This is a genomic window from Halobacillus litoralis (assembly GCF_020171725.1).
Classification (GTDB): Bacteria; Bacillota; Bacilli; order Bacillales; family Halobacillaceae; genus Halobacillus; species Halobacillus litoralis_F.
This window is the reverse complement of record NZ_JAIVAJ010000001.1, coordinates 1-13,568: the sequence shown is the minus strand read 5'-3', so window position 1 is coordinate 13,568 and position 13,568 is coordinate 1. Positions and strand designations below refer to the sequence as shown.

Genomic DNA, 13,568 nt, shown 5'->3' with positions numbered 1-13,568 from the left:
GAGGAAGAATCCTTCGCTTTGGAGGAGGTTACCACTAGCTTATGCAGTTCCATTATGAATCAGAACGAACAACCAACGTTTTCACCTTGTCGTAAGCCGCTTCCAAATTCTCTACTGGAACAGAGTGTTCCAGGCGATGCACGAGTCTTTCAAAGGTAGCATCGACCTGGATGAGCCATTGTTTCTGACAATAGTCGTAGCGCTCGTCCCAAACCCTTTGGTAATACGATTCGATTTCTGTCTGCTCTTTGTTCAGTGTACGCTTCAACTTAGGTGAGAGACTCTCAAGCATGGCGTCTTTCAACGCTTCTTTTTCATTCTTCTCGAAGAAGGCACGTGTGTTACGGAACATCTTCACCATTTGTTTGATCTCTTGCTCTGCAAAAAATCGTTGAAGGTGGAACGACGGAACCTGTACCGACTCCCATTCGGGCATTTGCAGAGAAAGATGGTCTTGGATCGCTCTTAATTCTTTCGTAATCCGCTCTTTTTCCTCTTGCATACGTTCTTCAACCATCCGCTCCAAGCGAAGGCTTACCGCACGCAGCTCCTGTTTCCTTTCATAGTCCACCTCTCCATCAAGCTCTCGAATGGCTCGTTTCAACTCTTCTTTTGGTGTATCCTGTTTTCCGCTTACCGTAGCTGGATTGATATGCTGTTTGAACAGGTCGTTTCCATTCAGCATCATTCGTTCGTGCACGTAGTGAACCTGCTTCTCGGTTTTGTTCTGAATCCTATTGTATTCAGAAGACGGATCCATTTTCTTCAAAAGTTCTTCAGCCGATTGACGGCCGCTCCGAAGCCTTGACAGCTGCTCAGCCCGTTCTCCTTCATTCAGACGGGCATAATCGATGAACGACTTCATCGTTTCGACGATATGGTCCATGTCCTCCCACATCGACTCGATGATGACCTGCTGAAGCTCTTCATCTAAAAACGCTTCGAATTGCTGCTCGAATCGTTGGAGGCCCGGCGCAGCCTCGCCCGTTGACCGCTTCCTTTCCAGCGCCTTTTTACTGGATAGCGAGAAGAGGCGGGGATTTCTGATTTGGAAGTTCTGCAGCTGTTCACGTACATACGATTCCACCGACTGAAGTTCTTCGTCAGATGAAGCGAGATCGCTTGCGTTGATCAAGAAGAACATTTTATCCATTTGGAAACTGTCCTTCACGCGCCCAAGTTGAGTCAGGAAGGACTGATCTGCTTTTGAAAACGGATGGTTATAGTACGTCACAAACAAGACCGCATCGGCATCTTTAATGTATTCGAACGACACGTCCGTATGGCGGGCATTCACAGAATCCGCTCCTGGTGTATCAACAAGCGTGATCCCTTTTCTCGTCCAATAGCTGTCATAGAAAAGCTCCATGGATTCGATGAAACAGGAATAGCGTTCATCGGAGACATACGATTCAAAGTGTTCTTCCTCAATCCGAAACGTGGTACCGATCCGCTCTTTCATTTCCGAATACCCTTCCTGAAAAGCACGGATAAAGGATCTGTTTTTCTGGTTCAAGTCGTTCCACGATTCGTCATTCATCCTTTCAATCTCGTGATAAAGGTGATCAAGCGAATCCGTTTCGGCCTTCCTTTTCCCTAATGCGGCATAAAGGTCATCCAGCAGTTCACTCTCCCTCTTCACTTCCACTTTGACCGATTTATGATCGAACCCTTCCTCTGGAGGCGAAATCTTATTGATGGTTGCCGTCGTCGGATTAGGGGACGACGGAAGGAGAGGCTCTCCTAGTAGAGCGTTCGCAAACGAAGACTTCCCAGCACTGAAGGCTCCGAACAAAGCCACCGTATAGCGCCGCTTCTCTAGACGGTTTCGTTTTTCTTCCAAGTGACGAAACAGCTCCTCAAGACCGTCGATGTCTCCTGCTGTCTGAACAAGATGGTCCATGGTCTCAAGCACTTCGCCTTTTGTCGTTGAAACGCGCTCTGGATCTTGTGTCACGTTCTCTTCCTGTTTATATTCTTTCTCCTCTTGGACAACGTCACCTGGATCCATGCTGATGATTTTGTTTCGCCTATCCTGTAAATCAGTCTCAACAAGGGTAAGAATATCTTCCGTAGGTGCCGGATGGTCTAACCAGTCTTGATACCTCTGTTTGAGATGATGAATGTCCTCTTGTACACATTCTTGTTGCTCCTCGAGTGCTTTCATCTTCTGAACGGCGTCATAAGTCTTGGAATGTTCGCTTTCTTTTGATTCTGACTCTTGATTTAACTCTTCAAGCAGTGCTTTCTGCCACGCTTCTATATGTGCTTTCATCTTTGATTTCAAGTCATTTGCTACTTGTTCGGTATAGCGCAGCACATAAGCGCCAGTCACCTGGGCGCCGGGTTCGATCAGCTCATGAAGACGCTTCCGATCATAGCGGAACGGTTTCTGGACGACCTCTTGTACCTTGTGACTTTGGAGATCGAGCGTTTCCATCACAGAAAACATCCGCTCGCGCAGCGGCCAGACAAGGTTTTGTTCCACCACCTTACAGAGCTCATCATAAAACGTTTGTTCTCTCTCATTCTTTTCTACTTCTGTTTTATTTTTAGAGAATAGAAAGCCCACCTTGAATCCAGGTTGAGTCGAATGAAGGAAAGACTCTGCATCGTCACGGAGACGACCCGGCATTAAATAGGCATTTTTAATAAACGAACGCACCTGCTCCTGAAAGAGTGTCTCCGCTTCCTCTTTCACCTCTTCAAAAGAACGGTAATGATGCTTAGCTTGATCTGGAACAGACGATGCGATTTCCTGAATCGATTCATCCAACTCGCTCCATTCTTCCTCCAGGATACTCAGTTTCTGCCGTAAACTCTCAGTCAGAATCTGTCCGGCTTTCTCCTCAGTAGGCTGGTCAGCGTTTTCAGAATGGGTAAATTGACGCCTGAAATCCTCGTTCAATGATTCCCATTCATTACGAGGGAAATTGAAGTCTTTCAATGACACGAAGTAGATGGACTCCGGTATGATTCCCCACTGAGCAAGGGAATCTGATACGCTTTGCTTGAAGGAATCGAAGGGAAGTTCGTCTTCGGAATGTTTATCGATCTGGTTGATGACAATGGAAAATGGTGTATTCCGCTCCTGCATTTCGAGCAGGAACTGCAGGTTCACTTCAGATTGAACATGATTGTAGTCCATCACATAATACAAAAAGTCCATCGTATGGAGGGAAGATTCCGTAATTAACCGGTCTGCGTCGTTCGTTGAATCGACACCAGGTGTATCCAGAAGCGTTACATTCAGAGGCAGACCTGTACCCTCCCTTGTAATATCGACCCTCGTTATCTGTCCTCCATCCTTGCAAAGGGCTTTGACCGTTTCAAACGGAAGATCCCCTTCAAATCTTGAAGGAGGTGATTCCTTGAAATACGCCGTCGTATGGGGCTTCCCTTCAGACAGGTGGACAATATTCGCACTCGTTGGTATGGGGCTTGAAGGAAGCAGCTCACGTTCAAGTAGGGTGTTGATCAACGTCGATTTACCGGCTGAGAAGTGCCCGGCAAATCCGATCCTCTTTTGACCCGCTTCCATTTTTTCTAAGAGATCAAGGATTTTCTCTCCAGCTTTTTCATCTTCTTTTTTTAATCGTTCATATAAATACGACAATGTTGATTTCGTCATAGTCATTGTGACGGTCATAAGCGGTCTCCTTTTTTCTACAAAATGGTTCCACTTATAGTTTACTGTGAGTGTAAAGGGTTTCTCAAGTCCCTGCGTCTTTTTCTGTGTATGGAATTCTAACGGTTGTATCTAATGCACCGAGGATACGCTTCACTGTTACGCGATCCCCTCGGAGCCAGCGGGCGAAATCAAAATAGACCGGTCTTGCATCGCCGCCGAGCCCAAACCACAACTTCAAGGATGGGGTTTGATAAGTGGCGGTATGAATCGTGCCGGACCACTGCTCATACTGTTTTGCGAATATAGGACCATCTGTTTCGTTGAGGAAATGAAAGGCATCAACGGGCGTATCAATCCTCTGTTCATGACCTCTTAGGCTCTCTAACCGCTCGTGTGAGTCACCTAAATGCCGCCTGTTCTCATGAGGAATCTGGCTGAAATGATTCGTACATACAGCGCCGTACCTTGAAACGACACCTCTTGGCGACCCTTCGACAATGGCGGAGGTATGATGGCGGTCGAAGATGACGTAGTTGAAAGAGTGTCGGTGCGGGAGTTCTTTCAAAAGAGAAACCGCCTCCTCTGTCGTTCGACACGTCTCCAATACGAACCGGGTTAACGTACAGCAGATCAACCCGTCCAAAGGCTTGATCCGGTTTACGAAATTGTAACCAATACAAAGGCCTTGCTCATTCATTCCGTCGGTTCTCCCGATAATCCGCTGGCCCGGCCCGATGGTCGCCATCCCTTCATCCGGTTGAAAAAGAAGGAAGCGCCCTTCATAGGTTTTCGGATGGTAATCATAATTCCGCGCTAAGAAATCTTTTGCGGTGAAAATCGAGCATCCACTTTTTTCCCATTCCTGCTGCCATCCGCTGTATTCATGGACCACCTCATCGAGTGACCAGCGGAGCCCGTCGGCTAACCCCTCCAGCTCTTCCCATAGTTTCGGAGCGTAATCGAGAAACAACTCCCTTGCCTTCAGGAAGTCCACTGTGTATTTTCTTCTTGACCGGTCACGGCGGCTTTGATGATAGGAGAGAAGAGGGGAACCTTTCAACCGCTCCGCTTGAGCTTTACCAAACGCATAGTGAGTCCCTCTAAAGCTGATCACTTCACTGAATACAGGCTTCATTACCATTCCTTCTTTCTAATCCGAAAGCCATCCAGCGATTTCCTGGTGCATTTCTTCATCGTGTAAAATGTGGTTGTGATCCGTGTTCTGGATGAGTAGAGCCTTTTGATGAAACGCCTCTTCATACCATTGAAGAAACGCCTCCGGCCGAATCACTTCATCTTGATCTCCAAGGATCGTCATCACCCGTGACTCCATTCCTTCGAATGGATTCTCAGGAAGTTTCTCTAAAAACCTGGATGCGAGCAGCCTGAAACTTAACGACAATTTCCCGTGCCCTTCAAACTCATCCGGTATTTCCGCCACCGTTTTGTGAGAGAACTGAGAGAGATTGAACTTGTGAAGCGTCATCAACAGCATCGCTTTTTTGCTGTACACCGTATAATCGACGTCCGTTTCCGGTTTGAACTGATCCGTCGCATCGTCACGATAGACGGGAAGCGTCGGATGGAAGAAAGGGGACAGGAACAGATAGTAATCGGCAGCCTGCGGTTGATGATGAATCAGCCTTAAGATATTCGCACAGCCCATCGAATGACCTGCGAGAATGACAGTATCATACCCCTGCTTCTGTATATAATGAATAAAATCGAGCAGATCGTCATCATACTGCCCGAAATAGTCGAGATCTCCCCGCTTATTCAATCGATCATACCCTCTAAGGACTGGAAGAAATACATCCGCATCCATTTGAAGAGCCGAGGAGAGTTTCTTATGATGCTCAAGTTCCGCTGTAATTCCGTGGATCATAATGAGCGCAGTCCTCTGTTTTCCTTTTTTATGTTCGTAATAGGCGTACTGAAGTTTAGAGAAATCACGACCTCTATACGTCTTCCACGTTTCTTTCGTCATACGAGCACCTCCAATTAATATCGTTCATGTTTCCTTTTGATATCCTCGTGCGCCGGCAGTCCATAAGAGGAGACAGCTGAACGGACACCGTCTAATACAGCTTTCTCCACAACGGTCGTTACGACAGACGAAAGGCCGTTCAAGTCCACATCAACGCTCCCTGAAGCAAGACAGAATAACGCGTCCCCATCAACAAAAGTGTGGGAAGGCCGGATCGTTCGAGCAAGTCCGTCCTGGGCAATCGAAGCGAGTTTCGTTGCTTCTGATTTCGTAAGACGCGCATTCGTGACAATGCATCCGATTGTCGTATTGCCACTGAAACGGTTCGTCTTTTTGTCTGCTACCTGTTCTAAAAGGAGGTCTTCTGTCCGCAGCCATCTTCCGTCCTTTTGAACACCGGCTATGATTTGACCGTTCTCTGAATCGATCACATCTCCGAATGCATTTACCCCCACCACAGCTCCGACTTTCAACTTACCCAGTTGCACAGCAAACAAGCCCGTTCCGCCTTTCATAGCATAGCTCGGACCAAGAATCTTTCCGACACTCGCCCCCGTACCCGCTCCTACGTTGCCAGACAGAAAGGGCATTTTATCAAAAGCGGACTGGGAAGCTTGATAGCCCATGGCAGCATCCGGACGAACATCCGGCTTTCCAACCGTCAAGTCGAAAAGGATAGCACCCGGTACAATTGGGACCTTTGCTACTTGTACATCAAAACCGATGGACCGCTCCTCAAGTGCCTGCATGACACCAGTAGCCACCTCAAGACCATACGCACTGCCACCAGAGAGAAACACACTATGTACTCGTTCAACCAGGTTTTCCGGTCGCAGCAAATCCGTCTCTCTCGTTCCTGGTGATCCGCCTCTTACATCAACCCCACAGACGGCCCCTTTTTCACAAATGATGACGCTACACCCCGTACCGGCTTCTTCATTTGTTGCATGACCGAACAAAAATTCATCGATTTCGCTGATTGTAATCTGCTTCATTCCTACCTTCTCCTTCTAAAAAGGTTTTCTTCCCCCTCCCAACAGGGAATGCTATTCTACGAGGACAAGGAGGTGTTTTGAATATGGAGAGACGACACTATATTGTACATGGACGCGTTCAAGGCGTCGGGTTCAGAGCCACTATCCAGCAGACGGCCAAACAACTCGATCTTGTCGGCTGGGTTAAAAACAAACCGGATGGTACCGTCGAGCTCGAGGCTCAAGGGGAACAAGAAAAGTTGGACGACCTGCAACACGAGCTTGAAAAAGGACCAACCCCATTTGCGAGCGTTCGACACTTGGACGTATCTACAGTGGCTATCGAAAAGGAAGAAAAGAAATTCCGGGTTATACATTAAGGGGACCGCAGCCAATGCCTGCGGTCCTTTTTCTGTATTACGCTTGATTCACGGGTCTTACGATGATTTCATTGACATTGACGTTTTTCGGCTGCGTGACAGCATATGTGACGGCAGAAGCAATATCCTCTGCGTTCAACGGTGTCATACTTGAATCCTTGAACATTTCCAGTACTTCACCATCTGTGATGTGCTCCGTCAGTTCGGTGTCCACGGCTCCTGGTGAAATGTTCGTCACTCTGACGTTTGTTGAGGCAAGCTCTTTTTCCATCCCCATAGACAGGGCTTTAACCGCATATTTCGTAGCGCTGTATACCGTACTGGACGGAAATACTTCGTGACCGGCTACCGACGATACATTGATCATATGACCGGAACCTTGCTCAAGCATCTTCGGCAGAGCGGCATGAATCCCGTACAGGACACCTTTAATATTGACATCAACCATCTGTTCCCATTCATCAACGTGGTCATTTTTCAAGAAGGATAACAGCATGACACCGGCGTTGTTTACGAAAATATCGACACTGCCGAATGTATCAAAGGATTCCTTCACGAGGTTTTCTACATCTTCTTTGTTCGTTACATCTGTCTCGACGACTTTCGCCTTCGTTCCGTATTTGTTTTCAATTTCGTCACTTAATTCATTCAGGCGCTCAGAGCGACGTGCAGCAAGTACGACATTCGCTCCTTGCTTAGCCAAATGATGGGCGATCGCCATACCAATTCCGCTGCTTGCCCCTGTTATGATTGCTGTTTCGTTCTTTAGTTGAGTCATGAAAGTCCCTCCAATATTGGTTTACTATATGTATCTACCCGGTTGACCATCTGGTTATTCATTCATTATGGTAGGACACGGTCTTCAATAGGCTGACAGGTCATCTTCATTTACTCAACAATAAAAATAATGGAGAGGGTAACGAGAAAGAGCTTATTGAATAAGGAACGGTTTGTTTCCGCAAATTAAAAAACCGCCCGGCAAGGCGGGCGGTTTGGTTATGTGCGTATTATTGCTCTTCGAAGAACTTACGGTTGATCTCGATGTATTTCTCTTCTTCTTCTGGTACTTCATCTTCAATATAGATTGCTTCGACCGGACACACAGCTTCACATGCTCCGCAGTCGATACAGATTGCAGGATCAATATAGAACATATCTTTTCCTTCTTCAATACAATCTACTGGACATACGTCCATGCACTCCGCAGCTTTCTCATCTTTACACGGAGAGGTAATTACGAATGCCATTGATTTCTCCTCCTTCGTCTCTTTCTATTTATGTGCTTATGATTACTATTCACCGGTTAAGGCTTAAATAAACACCACAATATATGATAACGATTCTTGAAAAAAATCGCAATATTTCTATTCTAGGTGTACGGGCTTTACTGATCCCATACTCGCTGCACCGTATATTCCCCGCCCTGCTTCTGCACGACATAAACATCCGGGTTTGACAGCCGCTTCCATTGGTAAAAGCCAATTTCACGGTTGTATTTCTGCAGGAGCAAAGCCAGTAGGTTCCCGTGGGTGACAAGAAGGACATTCCCTTCATTCTTCTCTTCCAATTCATCGACCAACGATGTGATTCTCTCTTTGGCTTCCTTCGAAGATTCTCCACCGTTCAACTTGAGGTCGTGATCTTGAAAAGTGTCGTGAAGGACCTCTTCCCAATCATCGAGCGGTTCATGACTAAGGATGCGTTCCTGAAGCCGTTCATCCGTCTCGATTTGCAGTCCTTTCTTGAGCGCATATGGCTTGATGGTTTCCACCGCACGTAAAAAAGGACTGGAAATAATGCGGTCTACGTCATAACCAGATCGATTGAGAAAGTGTGCAAGCGTTTGTGACTGCCTTACACCCTGCTTTGTTAATGGGGAATCTTCATGCTGACCTTCTGTTTCACTGTGGCGCACTAAAATGAGCTTTGACATTCCTTCTTCCTCCCCTTTCCTTCACCATATCTTTATTATCCCTTATGGAACGAAGGTTGACAAGGAAAGCAAGGGAAAAATGTCACTTTTTATACACTTGTTTTCCTCGGTGCCACGTTTGTAAGACTTGTATATGATGAACATCTTCCTTTTCCACTTCCAGAGGGTGTTTGTCTAATAAAACGAAATCCGCTTGATAACCAGCTTTTATTCTACCCTTTTCTTCTTCCCGATATTCGAGTTCGGCCGGAAATGTTGTGAATCCTTGGTACGAATCTTTCACCGATAACCTTTCCTGAGGCATCCATCCCCCTTCAGGGCGCCCCTCTAAATCCATCCGGGTCGCCGCTGCATAGATGGACTCGAGCGGATTGATGGAACCGATCGGTAAATCTGAGCTCAGTGTGAGCGGGATATTTTCTTTCTTCAAGCTCTCGAAGGCATCGCAGTATGGGAGGATGTCTTTCGGTGTCCAGCGATCTTTCTCGGACCATTCACTTAATAAAAAGGAAGGCTGCGTTTCGATATAGGGCTTGATCTTCGTGAGACGTTGAATCAAGTCCGGAGCAAGCGTCTGCGCATGAATGATCCGATGTCTGAATTGCGCGGTGTGCGCTTCTTCCTGCTCAAGCGCCACAATCGCCTGCTCGACGGCCCGGTCTCCGATGGCGTGCATCGCCACCTGCATCCCGTTTTGACTTGCCGTTTTCACCATTTCATTCAGCTGCTCTTGGTCATAAATGAGACGGCCGTGAGATTCAGGGGCATCCGGGTAAGGGTTTCTCATGGCAGCTGTATGAAGACGCTGTGTTCCGTCGAGGAAAATTTTGACCGCTCCCACTTTGACTTGATCCGTCCCATCATTTGTCCGTTTTGTATTTGCTTCTAAGTATTCATGTAAATCATTCAAGTTGAAAATATAGTGGTGGAGCTGAACGTCGATCGGCAGTTCACCTTCGAGTTCAAGTTCCGTGTACGCCTGCCACAGTTTGTCATAAGATCCGATAAAGTTGATATCATCCGTATGAACGGACGTAATGCCGTTTTCATTCAAATAAGGCATGGCACACTTCAACGCTTCCTTCGCATCTTCCACAGAACGTCCCCAGAAATGATGCTTGATGTAGTGAACGGCAGTATCTTTAAACCTTCCTGTCCAATGTCCATTTTCGTCCTTTTCTTTAAACTCATCAGGCTCAAGTTTAAAATCCTCTTCTTTCTCGAGCAGCTCCATCGCCTGCTTGCTGATGACACATTCGTGACCATCCTGATGCATGAAATAAATGTAGGCGTTCACTTGAATTTCACTCAGATCCTCCGCTGTCAGCAAACGATCCATATCCGTGAACTTCGCGTCATTGAAACCTTTTCCGAAGACCCAGTCATACTCTTCCAATTCATCATAATGGGACTCGACAAGTTCCTTCATTTCTTTCCAGCTCGTCACCTCGGTCAGATCCAACTCTTTCTTCAAGAGTCCGAACCGCAGCAAATGCATATGACTGTCATTGAACGAAGGTGCGAGAACCTTCCCTTCCCCTTCGATCATGCCTTCCCCGTTCTCTAATGGTTCCTCGTAAATACGGGTGATCTTATCTCCCTCAAACTCCAAGGCCTTCACTTCATTCGAGCTTTCCGGTTGTGACGGGTCAAATATACGGACATTGTTTACAATCATAAACCTCAACTCCTTAACAATGATCTACTTTGCCTTCCCCGTAAAGCTTGCTATGTAAACGTTGAGAGAGGAATTTTGTAGGATCATGTTGAATCAACACGAAATGAGGCCCCTACTACTGGACGTATCAAATAAAAAAACAGAGAAGCGCTGAGCTCCTCTGTTATACTTCCTTGAAGTAGTCCTTATAGAAACCGCCCATGCGGCCGCTGTTATCAATGACAAAATAAAATTCTTCACTTTCATTTTTCACATCATATACTTTCCCTGGAGTGAGTACAGAATCAACAACGAACTTCTCTGCCTTGTTGTGCACACACTCAATCTGCTTGATTGTAGGGTTGTTTTCCCAGTCTTTGTGGATCATTTCTTCCCCTCCTTCATAGTACGTCTTTCCATCATACAAAAAAGTAGAGGAGGACTCAATCATCCTTTTATAAATTTGTTTTGTACCACTCAGCTCCTGCCATCACTTCAGACTCGGTCAAGCGGTGCCCCATGCGCTCCCAATGATCGGTTACATCAGCCCCCGCTTTCTCGAGAAGCTCCTTCAAGTCGACTGTTTCCTGCGCAGGACAGATTGGATCATTCTCTCCTGCCCCGATAAAGACCGGTACACCTGATTGATCCGGAAGCTCAATTCCACGACGCGGGACCATTGGATGAAACAGCAAGGCACCCTTCAGGCTGTTGGCGTAATGGAACATCAGGCTTCCGGCGATGTTCGCTCCGTTTGAATATCCAACGGCTACGACCTGTTTCCTGTCGAACCCGTACTGTTCAGATGCTTCTGCAAGGAATTCGTTCAGTTCTTCCGTCCGGGCGACGAGATCTTCTTCATCAAAGACCCCCTCACGAAGACGTTTGAAGAACCTGGGCATTCCGCTCTCTGAAACGTTCCCTCTTACGGATAAGACGGAGGCATCAGAATCAATCATTCCAGCCAGTGGTAGTAAATCCTCTTCTGTTCCACCCGTTCCGTGCAATAACAACAGCACGGGCGCATCGTTTGTCTTCCCTTGTTTAAAGATATGCTTCAGCTTCATATGATTCATCCTCTCGTTCTTGATTACTTGGGACCATTTTATCTTTAATTCGAGATATTGTCAAAAGGACTGTTTACTTTAATTTGGGCAGAAGCCACTTGAACAGCAAAGGAAGGAAAAGTACGATCGTGAGCAGTCTGATCGTCTGCAACGAACTGACAATAGAAGGTTCCGCTCCGGTCTCGCCGGCTGTAATCGACATTTCGACAAGTCCACCGGGCGCCAGCGCCAACAGCGCTGTCAGAGTTCCCATACCCGTCCAGGCTGACAAGATCACACCTGCCAAACAGCCGGTTGCAATCATCATCAAAGCGAGCCCGAAATAATAAAAGCTGTAGTTCCCGGCAGCCTTCAAGTCTTCAATGGTAATGGAATGACCTAGATGCACCCCGATGATGACCTGCGCTCCGTAGAAGATGAGCGTCGGCCACTCATACAGCAGAATACCTGCAGACTGAATTCCCCCGACAACGAGCATCGGAATGATCACAAGTGCCGCTGGGATGTAATCCTTCACCTTATAAGAGACGAGGAAAAGCACAACGTAAACGGCAATCGTCCATAAGGGCCCGTTTGCAGCCCGATCCGCCGCTTCACTCGTTCCATCCGCTTCAAACCACCTGCTAGCCAAAAAGGGCACGATGAACAATACAGACAGCAGGCGAATCGTATGGAAGATGGTCACGAGGACCGTATTTCCTTTGAAGGAGTCACTTACGGCCATCATGGCTGATAATCCTCCAGGGGCTGCTCCTATTAAGCTTGTCGTGTAATTAAGCGCTGTTCTTCTGGCTATCCCGTACGCACAAACAAGGCTGACGGCAATCATGATCATACTGAGTAGTGTATAAGGAAAGAAGTAAGGAAGCACGAGGGAGAACGTTTCAGCGGTAAACGTCAGTCCAATCTGAATACCGAGAACGGAAAAGGCAGCGTTTCTCGCCTCAGGGAACTGGGCGGTTTCCTGATGGCTGAGCACTTTATAAAGAAACAACCCTGTCACGGGACCCAGTATCCAGGCAAGCGGTATATGTAAGAACGAAAAGAGCAGACCTGAACCAACAGCCACCCCGTATGTAATGGCGATTCTCATTCCTTGCACCTCCTAAAAAAGCGAAATAAACCGCTCCTATATCAAGAGCGGTCCTCCATGCCGTATTCAATCATCTCAAAGAGCTGATCCGCCATTTGTTCTACGCCTAGTCTTTCACGGTTCGGAAATAGAATGGAATGAAAGATTAAATCGCCGATCAGAGATGAGTCGATAGTGGTTTTCCATATGCCTGTCTGCTTGGCTTCCTCAATCCATTTCTGCATGAGATCATAGGTTTTCATCAGGTCGATATGGAGCTCATCCCTGTAGAACATCGCCGCATGTTTATCACTCGACTGAAGGTCGCGGATCATTCGATCAATTTGATGAAGTTGAGCATGCTCAAGTAACACTAAGAGCAGTCTGTAGAGCTTTCGGTTCGGCGGGAGATCTTCTTCGATGTCATCCACTTTATCGTTCATCTCTTTCATCAGCTGTTTCATATAGGCGAGCAGCAGTTCATCTTTATTGGAGAAATATTCGTATAATGTACTTCTCCCCACATCAAGCCTGTTTGAAATATTTTTAAAATGGACCCCATGAAGTCCCTCTTCCCGCAACACTTCACCCGTTACGGTAAATACATCTTCTTTTGTCAGCACTTTTTTTCTGCCCATGGGTGTCACCTCTCATCTTCTACCATTATAGCATCTTTCAGCCGGTCGTGAGGAGTGTGAACACCTCTAATAAGCAAAACGGGACAAAGAGCAGGTTCTGCTCTTTGTCCCCAGTTTGTTGAGAAACTATGTCTTATAGTGCGCTAATACCATTATTTGTAATTTTTTCTTTATGTAAACCGTTAAATGACCTTGATAAGAGGTCTCCTTACCCTCTTTTGCTCAATAT

Annotated in this window: 13 protein-coding genes; 1 reads left to right on the top strand and 12 read right to left on the bottom strand. The window is 46.8% G+C overall.

Annotation, left to right across the window (positions count from 1 at the left end):
* Positions 1-52: 52 nt before the first annotated feature.
* From LCM20_RS00065 to LCM20_RS00050, 4 genes are all read right to left on the bottom strand, one after another.
* Entirely contained in the window at positions 53-3,631 is a 3,579-nt protein-coding gene (locus LCM20_RS00065) for a dynamin family protein (RefSeq protein WP_225193385.1), read from the bottom strand.
* A gap of 82 nt (positions 3,632-3,713) precedes the next feature.
* Complete coding sequence (locus tag LCM20_RS00060; RefSeq protein WP_225193384.1) at positions 3,714-4,766, bottom strand: C45 family autoproteolytic acyltransferase/hydolase; 1,053 nt, start codon at positions 4,764-4,766, stop codon at positions 3,714-3,716.
* Positions 4,767-4,781: 15 nt separating this feature from the next.
* Positions 4,782-5,618 (bottom strand): alpha/beta hydrolase, encoded by an 837-nt coding sequence (locus LCM20_RS00055; protein WP_225193383.1) that lies wholly within the window; start codon positions 5,616-5,618, stop codon positions 4,782-4,784.
* A gap of 14 nt (positions 5,619-5,632) precedes the next feature.
* Complete coding sequence (locus LCM20_RS00050; RefSeq protein ID WP_225193382.1) at positions 5,633-6,613, bottom strand: P1 family peptidase; 981 nt, start codon at positions 6,611-6,613, stop codon at positions 5,633-5,635.
* Positions 6,614-6,696: 83 nt separating this feature from the next.
* Here LCM20_RS00050 and LCM20_RS00045 point away from each other — a divergent pair, with 83 nt between their 5' ends.
* The gene (locus tag LCM20_RS00045) at positions 6,697-6,972 is read left to right on the top strand and encodes an acylphosphatase (protein ID WP_225193381.1); all 276 of its coding nucleotides are present in this window, start codon (positions 6,697-6,699) and stop codon (positions 6,970-6,972) included.
* 37 nt (positions 6,973-7,009) lie between these two features.
* Here LCM20_RS00045 and LCM20_RS00040 read toward each other — a convergent pair whose 3' ends face one another.
* From LCM20_RS00040 to LCM20_RS00005, 8 genes are all read right to left on the bottom strand, one after another.
* The gene (locus LCM20_RS00040) at positions 7,010-7,750 is read right to left on the bottom strand and encodes an SDR family oxidoreductase (protein WP_225193380.1); all 741 of its coding nucleotides are present in this window, start codon (positions 7,748-7,750) and stop codon (positions 7,010-7,012) included.
* Positions 7,751-7,979: 229 nt separating this feature from the next.
* Entirely contained in the window at positions 7,980-8,219 is a 240-nt protein-coding gene (locus LCM20_RS00035) for an indolepyruvate ferredoxin oxidoreductase subunit alpha (RefSeq protein ID WP_225193379.1), read from the bottom strand.
* Positions 8,220-8,356: 137 nt separating this feature from the next.
* The gene (locus LCM20_RS00030; RefSeq protein WP_225193378.1) at positions 8,357-8,905 is read right to left on the bottom strand and encodes a histidine phosphatase family protein; all 549 of its coding nucleotides are present in this window, start codon (positions 8,903-8,905) and stop codon (positions 8,357-8,359) included.
* 82 nt (positions 8,906-8,987) lie between these two features.
* Positions 8,988-10,583, bottom strand: a complete 1,596-nt coding sequence (locus LCM20_RS00025) for an amidohydrolase (protein WP_225193377.1) — start codon at positions 10,581-10,583, stop codon at positions 8,988-8,990.
* A gap of 163 nt (positions 10,584-10,746) precedes the next feature.
* On the bottom strand, positions 10,747-10,950 hold the full coding sequence (locus LCM20_RS00020; RefSeq protein ID WP_225194168.1) for a DUF6501 family protein: 204 nt from the start codon (positions 10,948-10,950) through the stop codon (positions 10,747-10,749).
* A gap of 67 nt (positions 10,951-11,017) precedes the next feature.
* On the bottom strand, positions 11,018-11,623 hold the full coding sequence (locus LCM20_RS00015; RefSeq protein WP_225194167.1) for an alpha/beta hydrolase: 606 nt from the start codon (positions 11,621-11,623) through the stop codon (positions 11,018-11,020).
* 79 nt (positions 11,624-11,702) lie between these two features.
* The gene (locus tag LCM20_RS00010) at positions 11,703-12,722 is read right to left on the bottom strand and encodes an AbrB family transcriptional regulator (RefSeq protein WP_225193376.1); all 1,020 of its coding nucleotides are present in this window, start codon (positions 12,720-12,722) and stop codon (positions 11,703-11,705) included.
* A 41-nt stretch (positions 12,723-12,763) separates the two neighbouring features.
* Complete coding sequence (locus tag LCM20_RS00005) at positions 12,764-13,339, bottom strand: TetR/AcrR family transcriptional regulator (protein ID WP_225193375.1); 576 nt, start codon at positions 13,337-13,339, stop codon at positions 12,764-12,766.
* Positions 13,340-13,568: the final 229 nt, after the last annotated feature.

Coding starts and splice junctions, on each gene's coding strand:
- LCM20_RS00025 (WP_225193377.1), bottom strand. CDS start 10,583: ATGATTGTAAACAATGTCCGTATATTTGACCCGTCACAACCGGAAAGC.
- LCM20_RS00030 (WP_225193378.1), bottom strand. CDS start 8,905: ATGTCAAAGCTCATTTTAGTGCGCCACAGTGAAACAGAAGGTCAGCAT.
- LCM20_RS00055 (WP_225193383.1), bottom strand. CDS start 5,618: ATGACGAAAGAAACGTGGAAGACGTATAGAGGTCGTGATTTCTCTAAA.
- LCM20_RS00065 (WP_225193385.1), bottom strand. CDS start 3,631: ATGACGAAATCAACATTGTCGTATTTATATGAACGATTAAAAAAAGAA.
- LCM20_RS00005 (WP_225193375.1), bottom strand. CDS start 13,339: ATGGGCAGAAAAAAAGTGCTGACAAAAGAAGATGTATTTACCGTAACG.
- LCM20_RS00020 (WP_225194168.1), bottom strand. CDS start 10,950: ATGATCCACAAAGACTGGGAAAACAACCCTACAATCAAGCAGATTGAG.
- LCM20_RS00050 (WP_225193382.1), bottom strand. CDS start 6,613: ATGAAGCAGATTACAATCAGCGAAATCGATGAATTTTTGTTCGGTCAT.
- LCM20_RS00035 (WP_225193379.1), bottom strand. CDS start 8,219: ATGGCATTCGTAATTACCTCTCCGTGTAAAGATGAGAAAGCTGCGGAG.
- LCM20_RS00010 (WP_225193376.1), bottom strand. CDS start 12,722: ATGAGAATCGCCATTACATACGGGGTGGCTGTTGGTTCAGGTCTGCTC.
- LCM20_RS00040 (WP_225193380.1), bottom strand. CDS start 7,750: ATGACTCAACTAAAGAACGAAACAGCAATCATAACAGGGGCAAGCAGC.
- LCM20_RS00045 (WP_225193381.1), top strand. CDS start 6,697: ATGGAGAGACGACACTATATTGTACATGGACGCGTTCAAGGCGTCGGG.
- LCM20_RS00060 (WP_225193384.1), bottom strand. CDS start 4,766: ATGAAGCCTGTATTCAGTGAAGTGATCAGCTTTAGAGGGACTCACTAT.